The 17,382-nt window shown below is 65.6% G+C and carries 19 protein-coding genes; 1 reads left to right on the forward strand and 18 read right to left on the reverse strand.

Going from position 1 to position 17,382, the window contains the following annotated elements:
• Window positions 1–144: 144 nt before the first annotated feature.
• On the forward strand, window positions 145–690 hold the full coding sequence (locus PTE31013_RS21420) for a glutathione peroxidase (protein ID WP_150614662.1): 546 nt from the start codon (window positions 145–147) through the stop codon (window positions 688–690).
• Between the two features lie 229 nt (window positions 691–919).
• Here the strand turns inward: PTE31013_RS21420 and PTE31013_RS21425 are convergent, their stop codons facing one another.
• From PTE31013_RS21425 to PTE31013_RS21510, 18 genes are all read right to left on the reverse strand, one after another.
• Window positions 920–1,891: a VOC family protein gene (locus tag PTE31013_RS21425; RefSeq protein ID WP_150614663.1), complete on the reverse strand. Its 972-nt coding sequence runs from the start codon at window positions 1,889–1,891 to the stop codon at window positions 920–922.
• 34 nt (window positions 1,892–1,925) lie between these two features.
• Window positions 1,926–2,891: a PDR/VanB family oxidoreductase gene (locus PTE31013_RS21430; RefSeq protein ID WP_150614664.1), complete on the reverse strand. Its 966-nt coding sequence runs from the start codon at window positions 2,889–2,891 to the stop codon at window positions 1,926–1,928.
• 44 nt (window positions 2,892–2,935) lie between these two features.
• Window positions 2,936–3,382: a RidA family protein gene (locus PTE31013_RS21435; protein ID WP_150614665.1), complete on the reverse strand. Its 447-nt coding sequence runs from the start codon at window positions 3,380–3,382 to the stop codon at window positions 2,936–2,938.
• Window positions 3,383–3,399: 17 nt separating this feature from the next.
• The gene (locus tag PTE31013_RS21440; protein ID WP_150614666.1) at window positions 3,400–4,431 is read right to left on the reverse strand and encodes an aromatic ring-hydroxylating oxygenase subunit alpha; all 1,032 of its coding nucleotides are present in this window, start codon (window positions 4,429–4,431) and stop codon (window positions 3,400–3,402) included.
• Between the two features lie 65 nt (window positions 4,432–4,496).
• The gene (locus PTE31013_RS21445) at window positions 4,497–4,715 is read right to left on the reverse strand and encodes a recombinase-like helix-turn-helix domain-containing protein (RefSeq protein WP_217426254.1); all 219 of its coding nucleotides are present in this window, start codon (window positions 4,713–4,715) and stop codon (window positions 4,497–4,499) included.
• A complete protein-coding gene (locus PTE31013_RS21450; protein ID WP_217426255.1) occupies window positions 4,715–5,068 on the reverse strand; it encodes a hypothetical protein in 354 nt (117 codons plus the stop codon). Before PTE31013_RS21450 ends, PTE31013_RS21445 begins: the two co-directional genes overlap by 1 nt.
• 13 nt (window positions 5,069–5,081) lie before the next feature.
• Window positions 5,082–6,092 (reverse strand): ABC transporter substrate-binding protein, encoded by a 1,011-nt coding sequence (locus PTE31013_RS21455; RefSeq protein ID WP_150614668.1) that lies wholly within the window; start codon window positions 6,090–6,092, stop codon window positions 5,082–5,084.
• A gap of 74 nt (window positions 6,093–6,166) precedes the next feature.
• On the reverse strand, window positions 6,167–7,663 hold the full coding sequence (locus PTE31013_RS21460) for an aldehyde dehydrogenase (RefSeq protein WP_150614669.1): 1,497 nt from the start codon (window positions 7,661–7,663) through the stop codon (window positions 6,167–6,169).
• 13 nt (window positions 7,664–7,676) lie between these two features.
• Complete coding sequence (locus tag PTE31013_RS21465) at window positions 7,677–8,495, reverse strand: aspartate dehydrogenase (protein ID WP_150614670.1); 819 nt, start codon at window positions 8,493–8,495, stop codon at window positions 7,677–7,679.
• Window positions 8,488–10,140 carry a thiamine pyrophosphate-binding protein gene (locus PTE31013_RS21470; RefSeq protein WP_150614671.1) on the reverse strand — a complete coding sequence of 551 codons (1,653 nt, stop codon included), beginning with the start codon at window positions 10,138–10,140 and terminating at the stop codon, window positions 8,488–8,490. The genes PTE31013_RS21465 and PTE31013_RS21470 overlap by 8 nt, the downstream gene beginning before the upstream one ends.
• On the reverse strand, window positions 10,133–10,939 hold the full coding sequence (locus PTE31013_RS21475) for an SDR family oxidoreductase (RefSeq protein ID WP_150614672.1): 807 nt from the start codon (window positions 10,937–10,939) through the stop codon (window positions 10,133–10,135). Before PTE31013_RS21475 ends, PTE31013_RS21470 begins: the two co-directional genes overlap by 8 nt.
• A complete protein-coding gene (locus PTE31013_RS21480; RefSeq protein ID WP_150614769.1) occupies window positions 10,936–11,799 on the reverse strand; it encodes an IclR family transcriptional regulator in 864 nt (287 codons plus the stop codon). Before PTE31013_RS21480 ends, PTE31013_RS21475 begins: the two co-directional genes overlap by 4 nt.
• Before the next feature lie 79 nt (window positions 11,800–11,878).
• Window positions 11,879–12,787 (reverse strand): alpha/beta fold hydrolase, encoded by a 909-nt coding sequence (locus PTE31013_RS21485; RefSeq protein WP_150614673.1) that lies wholly within the window; start codon window positions 12,785–12,787, stop codon window positions 11,879–11,881.
• A gap of 100 nt (window positions 12,788–12,887) precedes the next feature.
• A complete protein-coding gene (locus tag PTE31013_RS21490; RefSeq protein ID WP_017235324.1) occupies window positions 12,888–13,445 on the reverse strand; it encodes a cupin domain-containing protein in 558 nt (185 codons plus the stop codon).
• Window positions 13,446–13,485: 40 nt separating this feature from the next.
• Window positions 13,486–14,277: an SDR family oxidoreductase gene (locus PTE31013_RS21495; RefSeq protein WP_150614674.1), complete on the reverse strand. Its 792-nt coding sequence runs from the start codon at window positions 14,275–14,277 to the stop codon at window positions 13,486–13,488.
• Window positions 14,278–14,295: 18 nt separating this feature from the next.
• Window positions 14,296–15,078, reverse strand: coding sequence for an ABC transporter permease (locus PTE31013_RS21500; RefSeq protein WP_150614675.1), 783 nt, complete (start codon window positions 15,076–15,078; stop codon window positions 14,296–14,298).
• Window positions 15,079–15,117: 39 nt separating this feature from the next.
• The gene (locus tag PTE31013_RS21505; protein WP_150614676.1) at window positions 15,118–15,987 is read right to left on the reverse strand and encodes an ABC transporter ATP-binding protein; all 870 of its coding nucleotides are present in this window, start codon (window positions 15,985–15,987) and stop codon (window positions 15,118–15,120) included.
• Window positions 15,988–16,292: 305 nt separating this feature from the next.
• Window positions 16,293–17,369, reverse strand: coding sequence for a porin (locus PTE31013_RS21510; protein ID WP_174978672.1), 1,077 nt, complete (start codon window positions 17,367–17,369; stop codon window positions 16,293–16,295).
• Window positions 17,370–17,382 lie beyond the last annotated feature (13 nt).

A 17,382-nucleotide genomic window follows, 5' to 3' on the forward strand; every position in this document is an offset into this window, starting at 1 on the left:
AAGCACTTGATGTTGCTGGTTTTTTAAGCTCCGCGAATCCTTCCATACCATTAGCCGACTGTCAATCGTCATTTCCGTCGCCGCCCAGCAGGCTCCACGGGCTTGCGCTACACTCGACCGACCGCACAAGGACAAGGAATTTCCATGAGTACCAACATCGAAACCATCGCCATCCATCACAACGACGGCACGGCGGCCACGCTCGGCGATTACGCGGGCAAAGTTCGGCTGGTGGTCAACGTCGCATCGAAGTGCGGCCTCACGCCGCAGTACGAAGGCCTGGAGCGTCTGTATGAAGACAAGCACGCCGCCGGTCTCGAAGTGATGGCCTTCCCCGCGAACAACTTCAAGGGCCAGGAGCCAGGCACCAACGAAGAGATCCGTGACTTCTGCACCACCCAGTACAACGTCACCTTCCCGCTCTTCGCCAAGATCTCAGTGCTGGGCGACGACCGTCACCCGCTCTACACCGCCTTGGTCGACGCCCAGCCGGAAGCGACCGGCGAAGGCCCGTTTCGCGAGCGCCTGAAGGGCTTCGGCGTAGTGCGCGAAAACCCGGTCGATGTGTTGTGGAATTTCGAAAAATTTCTGATCGGGCGCAACGGTCAGGTCGTGGCCCGCTTCTCGCCGGACGTCAAGGCCGACGATCCGCGTCTGGTCGCCGCCATCGACGCGGAACTGGCGAAGTAATCGCCCCATGCAAAAGGGGGCAGCGCAAACGCTTGCCCCCTCGTGCCGCCAACGTCGGCAAGACGGTTGCCGGCGCGCCATGAGCGCCTTCCGCATCCGCCCCACGTCTGGGCAAGGCAGATCCGGCCCTCATGACGCAACATCGCGCGCCGGTTCCCGCTTCTCGCGACAACTCGCGAAACGCGGTGCGTCACCCCCCCCCGGATTGACGCGCCCGCGATGACCCGACTCAGCGCTTGGCCGTGTCGGTCATGAACTTGCCGGTCGGCGCCTCGCCGCCGTGCTTTTGACGGCGTGTGTTGCCGTCGAGCCCGCCGTCCACCGCCCATTCCGCGAACACCGTCGGTCCCGGCTCGAAGTCGCGCGGCTGCCATTCGGGCGTGAGGATGTCCTCGTCCGCGTAGTACTCGATGAGCGCACCGCACGGATTCTTGAAGTACCAGAAATAGGCCGACGAAATCGGGTGACGACCCGGTCCCAACTGCGTTTCCCAGCCGCAGCGGTCGATGTGCATGCCGCCGCCGAACACTTCGTGGATGTCGCGCACGGTGAACGCCACATGGTTCAAGCCGCGCTTGCCATTCGGCAACGCCAGCAGGAACAGATCATGGTGGCCGCCATGCGGCGCGCAGCGCATGAACGCGCCCCGCTCCGGATAACGGTCCGACAACTCGAAGCCGAGCTTGGTCTCGTAGAAGGTCTGCGTGGCGGCAAGCGCATTGGTGAAGAACACGACGTGTCCCACTTCGATCGGCTGGGCACGCGCATACACTGGGCTCGGCGTGTTCACGCGCTGTGGCGCGATCCCCCACGGATTGCTCTGCGCCCCTTTCACGTCCACGGCCCGCTTGGCACTCACTTCCACCCGCACGGCCAGACCGTTGGGATCAATGCAGCCGGTCGCACCGTCCTTGAAGTGATAGCCGGGCTGGTCAGCGAAGCGCTCGGCGATGGCGGCCACTTCGTCGGCCGTCGTCACGCCCCAGGTGACTTCGCGCAGCGTCGGCCCGTCTTCCATCGCCGCCGGCAGCGACGGATCGTCGTGACGCACGGCCAGCACACGGCAACCGTTGAGCGTTTCGAAGCGCGCGCCGTTGGCGTCGGCGGACACCTCGGTCAGGCCCCAGTCGCTCAGGAAGCGACGGCAGGTGTCGAGGTCGGTGACCCCGTAGGTAATTTGTTCGATGCCCAGAATCGTCATGACAGTCTCGGGTGGGGGTTCAGGGTGGGACCGGTCACAGATCCAGCGTCAGACGGTCGCCCTTGCAACCGGACACGCAAATCATCATGACCTTGTTCCCGGCGCGCTCGGACGCACTCAGTACCGAGTCGCGGTGATCGGGGCAGCCTTCGAGCACACGTGTCTCGCAAGCGCCGCAAACACCTTCCATACAGCTATGCTCCGCGTCGATACCGGCGGCAAGCAACGTCTCCAGCAGCGTCGCGCCGGCAGGCACCGTCAACGTCTTGCCGGACTTCGCGAGCGTCACGACATAGCCCGCTGACGTCGCGGGCGGCGGCGCGTCCGGCGCCGCGGCGAAGCGTTCGATGTGCACGTTGGCGATACCGGCCTCGGCACACGCCGCTTCAAAGGCATCGAGCATCACGCCGGGCCCGCAGCAGTACGCGTGCGCGCCCGCCGGTTGCCCGGACAGAAACGCGGTGAGCGACGCCGGCTTGCCGCCGTGCTGGTCGTCGAAGTGATAGGTGATGTCGCCGCCCAGCGCGTTCAGTTCGTCGACGAAAGCAGCCTGTGGCGCCGTGCGGGCACAGTACATCAGCTTGACATGACGACCGAGCGCACGCAGGCGTCGGTACATGCAGAGAATCGGCGTCACGCCGATACCGCCGGCAACGAGCACGGTATGCTCGGCCGTGTCGTCAAGTTCGAAGTGATTGCGCGGCGCGGAAATCTCCAGCGTCATCCCTACGCGGAAATTGTCGTGAATGAACCGCGAGCCACCGCGGCTCTTCGGATCGGCAAGAATGCCGAGCACATAGCGGTTCGGCTCGCCCGGCGCATTGACGAGCGAATAGCTGCGCACCAGCCCGCTCGGCAGATGCAGATCGATGTGCGCGCCCGGCGTGAAGTCGGGAAACGGGGTGCCGCTGCCCGCCGCAGGCACGAGTTCGATGCTCATGATGCCCGCCGCTTCGAAGCGAAGCGTGCGCACCATTGCCGACAGGGTTGACTTGCTCATAACGCCGCTCTCTGATGTTGCTGATTCTCTTTGCGTCCGCCGGGTCAGCCCGCGGCGGACAAATCGATGTCGAGACGTGCGAACGCCTCGATCTCCACACGCAGCTCCGGAAAGACCAGGCCGCTCACCTGCACGAGCGTCGAGCACGGATACGCGCCGCCGTTCGCCGCCACGTCTGCAAAAAACTCGCGGCGGGCCCGTCCGACCTCGTCCTTGTCGGCCATGTCGGTCACGTACACCACGAGCTTGTAGATGTTGGCCAGACGGCCGCCGCCCGCCTCGACCAGCGCGCGAATCTTGCCGAGCACCACCTGTGTCTGCTCGTAGGTCGTGAGCGGCTCGCTGGCGTCGCGCGTGGCCGGGTGAGCGGTCATGCCCGACAGCAGAATGTCATTGCCGACGCGAATGCCGTTGCTCCAGGTCGCCGCGTCCGGATCGGGCACGGCCTGGGCACGGATTCGCTCGGCCTTGAGGGGTCGGTCGATGCGCATATTGCGTCTCGCGCGGCTTACGCCTTGCCCTGCGCAATGCGCTCGAGTTCGGCCTTCGCCAGGTTCTTCAGATGGCGGCGCAAACGCACGATACCCATGTCGTGTTGATACAGATGCTCGTTCTGGTTGGCATCCGCCTCCATGTCTTCAAGCATCACGCGATCCTGCTCGAGCACCGCCCAGTGACGCGCTTCGAGACGATTGCGATACAGGAAGCGCCAGGTGTCGCGCTGCCATCCGTCGAGCTTGCGGCAGCGCCAGTGAAACACGGCGGCAAGCGTCGGCGAAACCGGCGTGTAGCTGCCCACGATCACGAAGTTGCCGCCGGGGCCGCCCGTCTTCGGGTACGGAATCTCCAGACGCATCCAGTGCGTACCGGTGTCGGCCCACTCGGTCCAGTCGAAATTCACGTCGCGCTGGCCTTCCTTCTCGAAGACGAAGCCGCGCTCGGTATCGCGAATGCGGAACGCCGCCGTATTGTCGCCCTCGGCCATCGAGTGCGACTGCTTGTGCAAATACGTGCCGTGCATCGGGTCCATCACGTTGTCGAGCACGTACCGGTAGTCGCCCTTCCACTCCGTGTAGCACAGGAACGACGAGAACTCGCCGCCCGCATCGAGTTCCTCGGGCAACACGAGCGGCGGCGGTGTGTCGATGTTCTCGGTGGCGTTGTACAGCCAGATCGCATCGTTACGCTCGACGATGTGATACGCCTGCGTCGGACGCGAACCTTCGAGCTTGCAGCCCGGGCTGCCCGGCACACGCATCACGGTGCCGTCGCAGCGCACTTGCACGCCGTGATACCCGCAGGCGATGCGATCGCCCATCACGATGCCCTTGGAGAGCGGTGCGCCACGGTGCGGGCAATGATCGTCGAGGGCATGCACCTGGTTGTCCTGATCGCGCCAGAACACCAGCTTCTTGCCCAGGCGGCGCATCGAGACCGGCTCGCGGCCAACCATGTGCGACGGGCAAATCGGATACCAGAGATGCTTCAGGCCGCGCTCGAGAATGGCGTCGGCAGTAAGGATAGGCTGTTGCGTAGTCATGGGGGACGTCTCCATCGCGGTCGCTGCGCACCTGCGGCGGGCAGCGATCGCACTCTGTGATGTTGTTACTCTTCGGCCATTCGGGCGATCTGCGCGGTGTAGACCGCCTCGGTCCACACGTCGCCGTCCTGCGGGCCAGGGCCCGTGCGATTCAGGTAGGCGACCAGCCCGGCCAGATCGTGCGTGCCGGCGGCATAGGCGCGCTCGATGGCATCGCCCAGCAGGCTTTCGTATTGCGTCGGCTCATGGCGACGCGCTTGATGCGGTTCGAGATAACGGTCCATCATTTCCCTCCATTGCGAACCCGTTCGCGAATGCGTGCGTGCACGGGTACAAAATCGTAAGTCGGATAGCATTCAGTGCGAAACACGCCCCAGGCCGAGCGCTCCAGCTCGACGTTGAGCGCCGGCAGCAAGTGCGGCGGCAGTTCGAGCGTGACGATCTGGCCAAAACCCATCGCCACCGTCCACGACACCACCTTCACACCGGCTGGCGGGAAGCGCTCCCACCATTCGGCCGCCTTCAGGCGTTCCTGGAAATCGTCGAGATTGTTCGACTGATCGTGACGCAGGAACACCGTCAGCAACATCGTTTCGGGCAGGGCCGTGGGGGCAGCGCCCGGGGCGCTTTCGTTCATGTGTCGTCTCGCGTTATTGCACGAACTGGTTGGTGAACAGGTCGGCCGGGTTCGACTTCTGGCGAATGACCTTTTCCTGCGCATAGAAGTCCTGGAGCTTCGTCACGCGCGCCGGATCGAACGCACCGAGACGCTGCTGCCCCGGATAAACGTTGCGGGCGTAATACGTCAGGATCTTCTCGATCTCGGCCTCCTTGCCCTTGTAACCCGGCACGGTCGCGCAGTATTCCTTGGCCGCGCCCGCCGGGTCGCGCATGATCTCGGCCACCGACTTGATCGTGGCGCGAACGAACTTGCGGACCATCTCCGGCCGCTCGGCGATGGTCTTGTCCGAGGCCAGGATCGCCTGCGCCATGCCGGGGAAATACTTGTCGGTCGAGGTCATGGTGACCTTCACGCCAGCGTCTTCGATATTCTGCGCCCACTCCGGCGTGCCCACCATCGCTTCGGCCTTGCCCGTGGCCACCTGCTGCCACACGCCCGCCGGGCCGGCGCCCTGGATGCGCACGTCGTTACGCGTGAGCCCTGCGGAAGCCAGCACGCCCAGCGTCGCGTAGAAGCCAGTGTCCTGATAGGCCAGCACCGTGATCGTCTTGCCCTTCAGATCGGCGGGCGACTTGATGTTCGCGTCGTCGCGCACGACCAATTGGTGCAGCGTGCGCCCGCCCAGCAACGCCACGCCCTTGATGGGAATGCCGTTCGGACGCAGCACGATCGGCGTGTCACCCAGTCCGCCGCCCAGATCGCCGTTGCCGGAGGCGAGCTGCTTGCCGACGTCGGCCCCCCCCTGCACGGTCAGCCAGCGCACCGACAACCCTTCCGCCGCGTAGTAGCCCTTCTTCTCGGCCAGCATCAGCGGCGCGAAGGCCGGCAGATTGGCCGGGGCCGGGAGCAGATAGGTAATCTGCTGGGTAGCCGGCTGCGCCATCACCGGCGCCGCCAGGCTCGTCAGTCCGGCCACGGCGCACAGGCCAACAGCACGACGCGCGCGGCGCGCCAACGATCCACGGAAAATCGACAACATATCTCTGCCTCGCTCAAGTATCGGATGACCGCAATACCCTGTGCATTGCGGCTTGTTCTGCCACTTCGTGACGCTCAGACCTTGCCCGCCCACGCGAGCGGGCCGTCGTTGATACCCCAATAGAGGCTCTTCTGGTTCGTGTACTCCAGCAACCCCAGACGCCCCTTCTCACGCCCCATGCCGCTTTCCTTCCAGCCGCCGAACGGCGTCGAGATGGAAAACTGCTTGTAGGTGTTGATCCAGACAGTACCGGTCTCGAGCGCACGCCCGATACGCCAGGCGCGCTTGTAGTCGCGTGTCCATATCCCCGCCGCAAGACCGTAGACGCTGTCGTTGGCCTCGGCCAGCAGGTCGTCTTCATTCTCGAACGGCAGCACGGCCAGCACCGGGCCGAAGATTTCTTCCTGCACCATGCGCGCCTGGTTCGTCAGGCCCGCAATAATGGTCGGCCGGTAGAAGTAGCCCTTCTCGCGGCCGTCGCCCGCCGGACGTTCGCCGCCGCACAGCAGGCGGCCGCCCTCTTCCAGCCCGATGGCGACATAGCGCTCGATCGACTCGCGATGCGACGCCGTCACCAGCGGCCCCATCTGCGTGTCTTCCCGCAGCGGATCGCCCACGCGCAGTTGCTTCGCGCCGGCCACAAGCCGCTCGACGAACGTGTCGAAGATGGCCTTGTGCACGAACAGACGCGAGCCCGCGATGCACGATTCGCCCGACGAACTGAAGATGCCGTAGAGCACACCGGCGACCGCATGATCGATGTCGGCATCTTCGAACACGATGGTCGGCGACTTGCCGCCGAGTTCGAGCGAGACCGGCATAAGCTTTTCCGCCGCCAGCCGCGCAATGCCTCGGCCAACTTCAGTGCCGCCGGTGAACGCGACTTTCTTGACCTTGGGATGGCGCACCAGGATGTCGCCGATGACCGAGCCTTTGCCCGGCAACACCGAGAGCACGCCGCGCGGCACACCGGCGGCTTCGCAGATGCGACCCAGTTCGAGCGAAGCAAGCGGCGTGACTTCCGCCGGCTTGAGCACCACGGCATTCCCCGCGGCGAGCGCCGGGGCAAGCTTCTGTGCGTCCGACGCAATCGGCGAATTCCACGGCGTAATGGCAGCAACGACGCCCAGCGGTTCGTGCACGCTCATCGTCAGGTAGTCGCCGCGCGATGGCGTGAGCGTTTCTTCCAGTGTCTCGAGGCACGCGGCGAAGTAGCGGAACGTGCTCGATGCACTCGCGACAAGCGCGCGCGTCTCGCTGATCGGCTTGCCGTTGTCGCGTCGCTGCAGATGCGCCAGTGCTTCGGCGCGCTGCGTGATGCCGTCGGCCACACGATGCAGCACCGCGGCGCGCTGATGCGGCTTCAAGCCCGCCCAGTCCGCGCGACGCCACGCCGCATCGGCCGCCTCGACGGCGTCGACCGCATCCTCGGCGCCGGCCGCCGCGATCTCGGCATTCACACTCTCGTCGGCCGGATACAGGCTCTGATAGCGCTTGCCGGTACCGGCGCGCCATTCGCCGCCGACCAGAATGTCGCTCGAAAACCCTTGCAGCAAATCTTGATGGCTCATGATGCTCTTCCTGCTAAATCACACAGTTCGCAACGCGGTTGCGTAGCGCGCGAATGGCCGAATAGGCGGTCAGTGCCGACGTCTTGGGGTTGTCCGGCAACGGCTTGCCACACATCTCCAGCGACATCTCGCCGAACGCCCCGCGGGCGACGATATGGTGCACGTTGCGCGTACTTGCCGGGTCGGCGATCAGGCGCACGCGTGTCGCATCGAGTCCCAGTCCGGCGATGGCCACCGTCGCCGCCACGTTCGCGTTCTTCGGATACAGACGCGCCGCGTCACGGGCGCTGCCTTCGAAAATCACGGTCGCGGTGGTGAGCGTCGCCAGATCGCAGACCTGCTCGGCCGGCGTGCCCTGCCAGCCCATCGGCGGCTTGCGCCCGGTGTACAGCACTTCATCCAGACCGCCTTCGCGGGCCGCGGCAATCGCATCGATGCCACCGATGGCGCCCGAGAGCAGCGTGACGGTCGACGCGCCGTCCTTGGCGGCCTGTTCCAGCGCGGCGAGCAGATCGGTGTCGGACAGCGCACCGATCGACGCCACCGCGCAATCCACCCCCGACTTGAGCAGCGGCACGACGTGGCCCGACAGCGCGCTGTGCCCCGCGCATTCGAGCACGAAGTCTGGACGGCTGGAGAGCGCCTGTGCCGAACACACCACTTCGGTGTCCGCACGCACACTCTCGCGAACGCGGGCGGCGGCATCCTCCGGCACGATCACGTGGCCAACGTGCAGATACGGATCGCTCGCGCACGCCTCGTAGACCTTCGAGCCGATCGCGCCGAAACCGATCAGCGCGACGTCAACGGGACGGTGGTTCAATTCATGCATTCGCGGGCTCCCGGACCGGCGGACCGGCAAAGTGCGACGCAAAGCTGCCGACCGACAGCATGTCCACTTCGAGCAGTACCGGGCCGTCGTGGGCCACGGCGCGCGCAACGGCTGCTTCCGCCTGATCGATGGCCGTAATGCGCTCGTGCTTGAGCTGCAGGCTCGCGCAGAACGCTGCGAAGTCCGGCTGGTGAAGTTGCACGTAGTGACGGCGGCCGCCGTACTGCGCGTCCTGGATGTTGCGGATCACGCCGTAGCACTGATCGTTCATCAGCAGGATCACGACAGGCGCCTTTTCCTGCACCGCGGTGGCGAGTTCGCCCACGTTGACCATCAGGCCGCCGTCGCCGCACAGGGCAATGGTCTTCTTTGCGTTGCCCGCGAGCGCCGCGCCGATCCCCATCTGCATACCCTGGCCAATCCCGCCGCCCAGGGCGTGCACGCCGGCGCGCGGCGAGAAGATCTTCAGCAGACGATTGCCCCATGTGCTGTTCGAGATCGTGACGTCGCGCACCCAGTTGAAGTCGCGGCCCAGCGCGCCTTGCAGGGCGGCGACGAGCTGGCGGTAAGGGCCAAGGCCTTCGGCAACCTGCTTGACCGCCACCTCGCGAGCGGCCGCGAGATCGGCATGGAACGCCGGATCGATCGACAGACGCCCTTGCAGACGGTCAGCCAGCGCGTTCAGCACGCTTGCGGCATCGCCCTGGATGAACAGGTCGTTGCGGTAGCCACGACCGTCCGCCAGGCCATCGGCGTCGACGCGATAGAGCGGGCGCGGCAGCGCGAGCTTGTACTTGAGCGTTTCGTTGCCGCGCAGACGCGAGCCGACCACGAGCACGGCGTCGCAAGTCTTGTAGAACTTCTCGACCGTCGGATGGATGTTGAAAGCGCCGAGCGTGGCGGCATGATCTTCCGGCACGATGCCGCGACCCTGCACACTGGTGACCACGCCAAAGCCCATGTCGACCAGACGCTTGACGGCGGCTTCGGCACCGCGCGCACCACCGCCCAGCCACAACATCGGACGATGCGCGGCGGCCAGCTTGTCGGCCAGTTCGGCCACGCGGGCGTCGTCGTGCGTCGGCACCGAGATGTGCGGCGCACCCAGATCGGCGGGCCATTCGATTTCCGCCGCCTGGATGTCGATGGGAATCTCCACGCTCACCGGGCCGGCCGGCGCCGTGAGCGCGGCGCGCACGGCGTCACGCACGGTCGAGAGCGCAGTGTCGACGCAACGCACGCGGTAGGCCGCCTTCGAGATCGCATGCAGCATGCTGAGCTGATCCGGCGCTTCGTGGATATAGGCGAGATCGCGGTCGAGGAACTCGGTTTCGATCTGGCCGGTAATGTGCAGCACCGGCGTGCCGGCGGTGAGGGCTTCGACCATCGCGCCAGCCGCATTGCCGGCGGCGGTGCCCGTGCTCGTGAAGGCCACGCCGAGGCCGCCCGAGACACGGGCCAGGCCATCGGCCATGTTCAGCGCGCCGGCTTCGCCGCGCGCGCCGACGTAGCGGATCTTTTCGCGACGCGCGATGGCGTCCAGGATCGGCATGTTGTGAATCGAGATCACGCCGAATGCGGTCTTCACACCGCACTGCTCGAGAAACGCCGCGATGACTTCGCCGACGGTGGTTGTGTTAGACATGTCTTGCCAAGCCTCCGGAAACATCGATGTGGCTGCCCGTCGTATAGGACGACTGCGGGCTTGCCAGGAAAAAGATCGCTGCGGCCGCCTCTTCAGGCCTGCCCAGACGTTGCAACTGGATTTGCTTCTTGCGGGCCAACTCGCCGGTCCATGCCTCCCAGGTCTTGCCTTCGCCCTGCGCGGCGTGGCGCCGGCGCCACTGGCCCGACTCCACCAGTCCGATCAGGATGCTGTTGACGCGCACGCCATCCGGCGCGAACTCGCTCGCCATCGAGCGCACCAGGTTCTGGATCCCCGCGCGCGCCGACGACGTCGCCACCATGTGCGGCTCCGGCTGGAGCGCAAGCAGCGAGTTGACGCAGACGATGGCGGCGTCCCCCGTCTCGCGTGCCGCCTCGCGCAGCATCGGCAGGCAGGCGCGCGTCGTGCGAATGACGCTGAAGTACTTCAGTTCCAGCTCTTCGCGCCAGGCGTCGTCGGTCGTGTCGGCAAACGTCGACACGCGGCCTTGCCCGGCGTTGTTGACAAGCATGTCGAGACGACCGAACTCGCGACGAATGCGCTCGGCCAGCGCCGCGACGTCGTTCGCATCGAGCACGTCGCACTGCGCGGCGATGAGGCGTGCCTCGGGGTGGCACTCGCGCAGGCGGGCTTCGGCTTGCGCCAGCCGCTCGGGGTTGCGGCCGCAGATGGCCACCGCGGCACCGGCGTCGAGCAGGCGCTCTGCCGTCGCGAGGCCGATGCCGGACGAGCCGCCCGTGACCAGCGCCGCGCGTTGGGTGAGGTCGATCTTGATCATTTCAATCCCAGTGACTTCATGTAGGGGGTGGCACGGCCGTCGCTGCCTGGCCGGTAGTTCAGGCGGTGCGACAGGGCGTCGGCCGCTTCGCGCACCTGTCCGATCAGACCCGCGTCGAGCACCGACGCGTCGATGGTGGCGCGTGGAATGGTGACGGTGATGGCCGCGCAGATGCGTCCCGCGTCGTTGCGCACCGGTGCGCTCACCACGCTGATGCCGCGCTCGAACGACGACGCCGACACGGCGTAGCCACGCTCGGCGTCTTCGCGCACGCGCTCGAATAGTTCCGTGACCGTCTCAGGCGTCTGCGGCGTGTATTTGTCGAGCATCTTTTCGGGATACAGCGCGCGAAGCTCGGCCAGCGTCAGGTCGCCCATCAGCACATGGCCGTGCACGGTCGCGTGCGCCGGCAGACGCGTGCCGACATTGACCTTGATCGAATTGAACACGCCCGCCACGCTCTGCGCCTTCGCCACGAACACAATGTCGCGACCGTCGCGGATCACGATGTGCGATGTGAGCTGGGTGGCGTCGCGCAGGCGTTCGATAATCGGAATGCCCAGATCGGTCAACTCGAGCGAACTGAGATATTCAAAGCCCAGGCGCAGCACGGCCACGCCCAGACGGAAATTCTTTTCGCTGCCCGCACGCTCCAGGAAGCCCATCGCTTCGAGCGTCTGCAACAAGCGGAAGACGGTCGTACGCGGAATGCCCAGCCGTTGCGACAGCTCCGGCGCACTGAACACCGGCTCGCGTGGCGAGAATTGCGTGAGAATGCGCAGGCCGCGCTCGAGACCAGGCACCAGGTAGCGCGTCTCGGTGGCCGCGCCGTCGACAAGCTCATCGCCCTCGCCTTGCATCGCGTGCTCGTTCGGCGCATCGCTTTCGGTGAGCACCTCGGCCGTGGCCGTGGTGCGCTTCTGGGTTGCCGGTGCCATTTCAACGCGCTCCTGCCGTGATACGTTCGAGCCACGCGGCGAGCGCCGCATTCAGAACGTCCGGCGTTTCGATATACGACGCGTGTCCCGCGCCTTCGATGATGTCCAGCGGCACACCGGCCACGTCGGCGATCGCCCGGCACGCCGACGGGGGCGTCACGGCATCCTGCGCGCCGACAGCCACCGCGACCGGGCCCGCATTCGTCGCGACGTATTGCGCCAGCGCGCCGGCGACATCGCCATTCGAGAGCAGATGCGTCGCCTGACGGTAGCCCTCAGGCAGCACGCGTGCCATGTTCCATTTCACCCACGCACGGGGCAGGGTCGCCGCATCGGGGGCGACGAGGTTGTCGCTGCGCTCACGCGCCATGCCGGCCGGGCCGAGCTTGTCGAGCATCGCCAGGCGACTGTCACGCTTGGTCAAACGCACCTGCGCATCGGCCTTGCCGTAGCCGCCTGCCGGCGAGCAGAGAAAGAGCCCGCGCACACGCTGAGGCGCACGACTCGCAAACTGCGTCGCCATGATCGCGCCCAGCGAATGACCGACGAGCGCGACACGCGCCAGCCCCAGCGCATCGAGCCACGCCTCGAGGGCATCGGCGTAGGCGTCGGCGTGCGGTTCGGCGTCGGCGACGTTCGTCGTCTGCCCGTAGCCCGGCGCATCCCATGCGTACAGCGCGGCCTTCAGGCCCGTGGCTTCGAATTGGGCCAGCCACGACGCCGCGCCGGATCCGATGCCGTGCAGCATCACGACCGGCATGGCGCCCTCGGCTCGCGTTCCCGCGCTGCGATAGCCGACGGTGCCCGCGCGCGTGGCGACGGTGCGGTACGGGAAGACGTCCAGACGCGCGCGTAGCGGCGCGACGACGGCGTCTTCGGGTACTTCGGACGGAAAGGCTTCGGCTTGCATGGCTTGGACTGGACGTCTGGCTTCGTGAATTCCTGCCGGTGTGGCGCTTGCGACGGGCAAGCCCCTCACCGGACGTTCCGGGACAACGGCCCCCGGCGGCTTACTTCAGATCGCGCTTGATCTGCGCGAGCGGCGAATCGGGCGGATACGTCGGCGTGACCGGTTTTTGCGAGCCGAGCATCACGCACATGAGCGCGTCTTCGTCACCGATGTTGATTTCCGTGCGATACACGCCCGGCGGCACCGAGATCAGGTCGCGTTCGCCAAGAATGGCTTCCCACGTTTCGCCGTCGCGCTCGCAGATCACCTTCATCTTGCCGCGCATCACGAAGAAGATTTCCTCGACATCCATATGGATGTGGCTCGGGCCGATGTTGCCGGCCGGGATCACCATCGTCGAGAACGTGAAGTGACCGGCGGGCACCGTGTTGACGTCCTTGGCCACCCCCGTGCCGCCCGTGCCGACGTAGCGCATTTGCGCACGGCGGTACTTCGGGTCGTAGTCGGCCTGGAACTTCAGCGCGTCCCAGTCGTATTTGCGCGTCGAGAAGCGGGCTACGCGCGTGTCCAGCCAGTCGCCGAACGCCTGGCCTTCGGCCTGCGTCCAGCTCTCGACGGCCTGCGGCGTCGCGGTGTTTTTAGCGTCGGCTTGCGCCATGGTCTAACTCCTTGAAGGCGTTGCGAATAAGGACGGCTCGTCAGGGCATCACGAAGCCGCCGTTGACGGGCAGCACCTGCCCGGTCACGAAACGGGAAGCATCGGAGAGCAGGAACAGCACTGGGCCGATCACGTCGTCGGGCACCTGGGCGCGCGGCAGCGCACGTCCCTCCAGGTAATGACGATGGCGCTCGACGGGCACGTAGGCCGTCGCTTCCACCTCGACGAGTCCGGGCGCGATGGCGTTGACGGTGATGCCATCCGGGCCGAGTTCGCGGGCGAGCGAACGTGTCATTGCCATCACGGCGCCCTTGCTGGCCGTGTAAGCGAGCAGACGCGGTGCGCCCCACAGCGCGGTATCCGACGCGATGTTCACGACGCGCCCCTGTCCCGATGCGCGCAGGAACGGCAGCGCCGCCATCGTCATGAGCCAGGTGCCGCGCACATTGACGTTCATGACCGCATCCCAGGTCTCGATGCTCAACTCGGCGGCCAGCTTTCCGCCCGAGTTGGTGATCGCGCCGTTGTTGACCAGCCCGTCGATGCCGCCCATGCGCTCGGCAGCCACATTGCCAGCCGCGTCCACCGATGCCGGATCGGACAGATCGACGCGCACGAAATACACGGCATGACCCGCGCCGCTCAGCTCGGCCGCAAGCGCCTCGCCGGCCTGCGAGGCGATATCGGCGATCGTCACTTGCGCACCCCGTGCCACGGCGGCACGGACGAACCCTTCGCCAAGGCCACGCGCGCCACCGGTAATCAGCAGCTTCTTGCCGTTGAGCGGCGCCAGCGTGTCGGCGTCGAGCGGGAGGATGGGCAGTTCGTTCACGTTGAAATTCCTTGTCGCTCAGGCGATGTTCATGGCGGCACGCGGCACGTAGTGCAGCGCGCGGCGCTCCAGCCAGACCACGGCGGCGTATGCCGCGATACCGATGACGGTGAGCCCCGCGATGGAGACGAACACCATCGCGGTATTGCCCTGGCCTTCGCCGTAGACCAGCAGGTAGCCCAGGCCGCGGTCTCCACCGACCAGTTCGCCCACGGTCACGCCGATCACGGCCAGCGTCGACGCGATGCGCAAGCCCGCGAAGAGCGCCTGCATGGCCGACGGGAATTCAACGAAGCGGAAGATCTGCCAGCGACGGCCGCACAGGGCACGCACCAGGTTGACCATGTCCGGGTCGACGGCGCGCACGGCACCGAGCACGTTGATCATGACGGGGAAGAAGACGATCAGCACGGCCACGAGGATCTTCGGGTAGATCGTGTAGCCCATCCACATGACGAACAGCGGGGCAAACGCGACCTTCGGTGCGATCTGCAGCGCGAGGATGTACGGCGAGAGCATGGCTTCGGTCGACGGCGACAGGCCCAGGATCACACCGATCATCACACCCAGTGCCGAGCCGATCACGAAGCCCGCGATCACTTCGAGCGCCGTCACACCAATGTGCAGCCACAGGTTCTCGACCTGGAACATACGGACGCCTTCGACCACGGTCGACGACAGCTTGGGCAGCACGAACTCGGGCACGCCGAGCGCCGTCGGGCCCCATTGCCAGACGGCCGCGAAGATCAGCAGCAACGCGAAGCTGCCAACGGTCAGTTGCGTTTTGGAAAGGGATTTCATAGCGAGGATTCCTGTGTCTTGCAGTGTCGTGTGCGAGGATCAGCCGAGGTGGTCGTCGCGACCCACCTTGAGCAGTTCCATCAGATGGGCCACGTATTCGTTCATGCCCGCCTGCTTGCGACGCTCGATCGGGTTGTCGCGGTGCGGCAGATCGACCGTGATCTCCTCGATGATCGTGCCCGGGCGCTCGCTCATCACGAACACGCGATCCGACAGCGCAATCGCTTCGGCGAGGTCGTGGGTGATCATCAGCGCGGTCTTGCCTTCGTCGGCGAGCATCTGCGCGAGATCCTGCTGGAGCACCATCTTGGTCTGCGCATCGAGCGCCGAGAACGGCTCGTCCATGAGCAGCACGTCCGGCTCGACGGCCAGCGTGCGTGCCAGGGCCGCGCGCTGACGCATGCCGCCCGAGAGCTGGTGCGGATAGTGATTCTCGAAACCCTTCAGGTGGCAGCGCGCGAGCAGCGCCTTGGCCACCTCCGCACGCTCGGCCTTGCCGCGCCCGCGAATCTGCATCCCCAGCTCGACGTTCTTTTGGATCGAGCGCCACGGCATGAGCAGGTCTTTCTGCAACATGAACGCGACTTGCTGCGACGGGCCGCGCACCGGCTTGCCCGCGAGCGTCACCTGCCCCTCGCTCGGCGCATAGAGACCGGCGCCCATGTTGAGCAGCGTGCTCTTGCCGCAGCCGCTCGGGCCGATCAGCGAGACGAATTCACCGGCCTTGATGCCGATGGATACGTCCGAGACGGCCGTCATCTCGCCCTTGCCCTGGCGATTCTTGAACCGACGCGTGACGCCGCGGTATTCGATGGCGAACGGCATGAGTGCCGCCGCCGGCTGCGCCTGACGTCCCTCGGCATTCGCCTCGGCTACGTTCGCGTCCTTCAATTGAATCGACCTGAGCATTGGAAACCACCGTGTTTCTGGATGTTCAACTTGCCTCGGGCAGCCTGCTGCGGCATTTCGCTTGCATGGCTTGCCAGCCTGACTTCCCTTTCGGGGTGCGTTTCATATACGAAACGTTGATTTATGTATGGATCAATTATAGGGAGGGAATGGCGAAGTCAAAATTGTTTTTTGACTAGGGGAAACCCGCATCCAACGACGTTGGCTGCCCGGCACCCACGGTTGCCGGAACGAAAAAACGCCGGCAAGCAAATGCCGGCCGGCGCAGGAAGAGAGACCACTATGCGTTTGCGTTGCGAGGTGCGTCAGAACGAGTGATGCACGCCCGACAGCACGATGAACTGATTGCCCGTCGACGACGCGCCGATCGTGTTGATGGCCGTGACCGCGCCATTGCCGCTCGCGTGTTGGTACACACCGCTCAGGTACACCTGCGTACGCTTTGAGAAGGCGTAGATGTCACCCAGGCTGACCTGCGTCCAGCGCTTGCCCGACAGGGAGGTCGTGGCCGCGCCGAAGGTGATGGTGTTGGCCGCGCCCGTCGCATAGTTGGCGCCCCCGTCGAACGACTGGTAGGTATCACTGTAGCCCGCCGATTGCAGCTTCACGCGCGTGTACAGCGCGTGCAGCAGCCACGGCCCGAAGCCGTACGAGACGCCTGCCCCCATGTTCTCGACGTTCGATGCCGCGTAGCTGCCGACCGCTTGCCCCTGGAAGGTTGCGCCGCCGAGCACGGCGACGTTCGGCGTGCGGTTGTTCTCGTTCGAGTAGACCGCCGAGGCCTTGAAGCGGCCGTTCGTGTAGTTCGCGGCCACACTCCACTTGCGTCCGTTGGCGAAGTTCGTGTTGTTGCCGAACGAGATCATGCTGCCCGCCTTGAAGCCAGCGAAGTCGGGCGTGACATAGCGCACGGAGTTGTCGACCTGCACGACGGAGGTGTTCGCCAGTTCGTCGACGTTACCCGGGTGGAACATGTACCAGTTCATGCCCAGGTAGGCTGTGCTCATCGGCCCGAGCCAGTCGAAGTTGAACGTGGTCATGTGACCGATGGTGAGCGTGCCCATCTTGTCCGACTGCAGACCGACCCACGACTGGCGGTTGAACATCGCACCCGCCTTGACCGTATTGCCGGAGAGCGTCGAGAAGCCGTTTTCGAGCAGGAAGATCGCGCGATTGCCACCGCCCAGATCCTCGACACCGCGAAAGCCCCAGCGATCCGGCTGCGTAGCGCCCTGCTGGGCGATCCAGTTCGCGTTGCCGCCCTGGTTGTTCACGTACGCCATGCCGGCATCCAGGCTACCGTAGATCGTAACGTTGCTTTGCGCCTGCGCTGCGACTGGCACACCTGCCGCCAACAGCATTGCCGCTGCCAACGTCGTCATGCCAGGGATCCGC

It is taken from the genome of Pandoraea terrigena (assembly GCF_902459705.1).
Classification (GTDB): Bacteria; Pseudomonadota; Gammaproteobacteria; order Burkholderiales; family Burkholderiaceae; genus Pandoraea; species Pandoraea terrigena.

What these genes read in the sequence shown, in the direction of transcription:
- PTE31013_RS21490 (WP_017235324.1), bottom strand. Translation starts at nt 13,445, where the DNA reads ATGGCGCAAGCCGACGCTAAAAACACCGCGACGCCGCAGGCCGTCGAG.
- PTE31013_RS21455 (WP_150614668.1), bottom strand. Translation starts at nt 6,092, where the DNA reads ATGTTGTCGATTTTCCGTGGATCGTTGGCGCGCCGCGCGCGTCGTGCT.
- PTE31013_RS21470 (WP_150614671.1), bottom strand. Translation starts at nt 10,140, where the DNA reads ATGTCTAACACAACCACCGTCGGCGAAGTCATCGCGGCGTTTCTCGAG.
- PTE31013_RS21425 (WP_150614663.1), bottom strand. Translation starts at nt 1,891, where the DNA reads ATGACGATTCTGGGCATCGAACAAATTACCTACGGGGTCACCGACCTC.
- PTE31013_RS21510 (WP_174978672.1), bottom strand. Translation starts at nt 17,369, where the DNA reads ATGACGACGTTGGCAGCGGCAATGCTGTTGGCGGCAGGTGTGCCAGTC.
- PTE31013_RS21505 (WP_150614676.1), bottom strand. Translation starts at nt 15,987, where the DNA reads ATGCTCAGGTCGATTCAATTGAAGGACGCGAACGTAGCCGAGGCGAAT.
- PTE31013_RS21475 (WP_150614672.1), bottom strand. Translation starts at nt 10,939, where the DNA reads ATGATCAAGATCGACCTCACCCAACGCGCGGCGCTGGTCACGGGCGGC.
- PTE31013_RS21460 (WP_150614669.1), bottom strand. Translation starts at nt 7,663, where the DNA reads ATGAGCCATCAAGATTTGCTGCAAGGGTTTTCGAGCGACATTCTGGTC.
- PTE31013_RS21445 (WP_217426254.1), bottom strand. Translation starts at nt 4,715, where the DNA reads ATGGACCGTTATCTCGAACCGCATCAAGCGCGTCGCCATGAGCCGACG.
- PTE31013_RS21465 (WP_150614670.1), bottom strand. Translation starts at nt 8,495, where the DNA reads ATGCATGAATTGAACCACCGTCCCGTTGACGTCGCGCTGATCGGTTTC.
- PTE31013_RS21450 (WP_217426255.1), bottom strand. Translation starts at nt 5,068, where the DNA reads ATGAACGAAAGCGCCCCGGGCGCTGCCCCCACGGCCCTGCCCGAAACG.
- PTE31013_RS21440 (WP_150614666.1), bottom strand. Translation starts at nt 4,431, where the DNA reads ATGACTACGCAACAGCCTATCCTTACTGCCGACGCCATTCTCGAGCGC.
- PTE31013_RS21480 (WP_150614769.1), bottom strand. Translation starts at nt 11,799, where the DNA reads ATGCAAGGCGAGGGCGATGAGCTTGTCGACGGCGCGGCCACCGAGACG.
- PTE31013_RS21430 (WP_150614664.1), bottom strand. Translation starts at nt 2,891, where the DNA reads ATGAGCAAGTCAACCCTGTCGGCAATGGTGCGCACGCTTCGCTTCGAA.
- PTE31013_RS21435 (WP_150614665.1), bottom strand. Translation starts at nt 3,382, where the DNA reads ATGCGCATCGACCGACCCCTCAAGGCCGAGCGAATCCGTGCCCAGGCC.
- PTE31013_RS21420 (WP_150614662.1), top strand. Translation starts at nt 145, where the DNA reads ATGAGTACCAACATCGAAACCATCGCCATCCATCACAACGACGGCACG.
- PTE31013_RS21500 (WP_150614675.1), bottom strand. Translation starts at nt 15,078, where the DNA reads ATGAAATCCCTTTCCAAAACGCAACTGACCGTTGGCAGCTTCGCGTTG.
- PTE31013_RS21485 (WP_150614673.1), bottom strand. Translation starts at nt 12,787, where the DNA reads ATGCAAGCCGAAGCCTTTCCGTCCGAAGTACCCGAAGACGCCGTCGTC.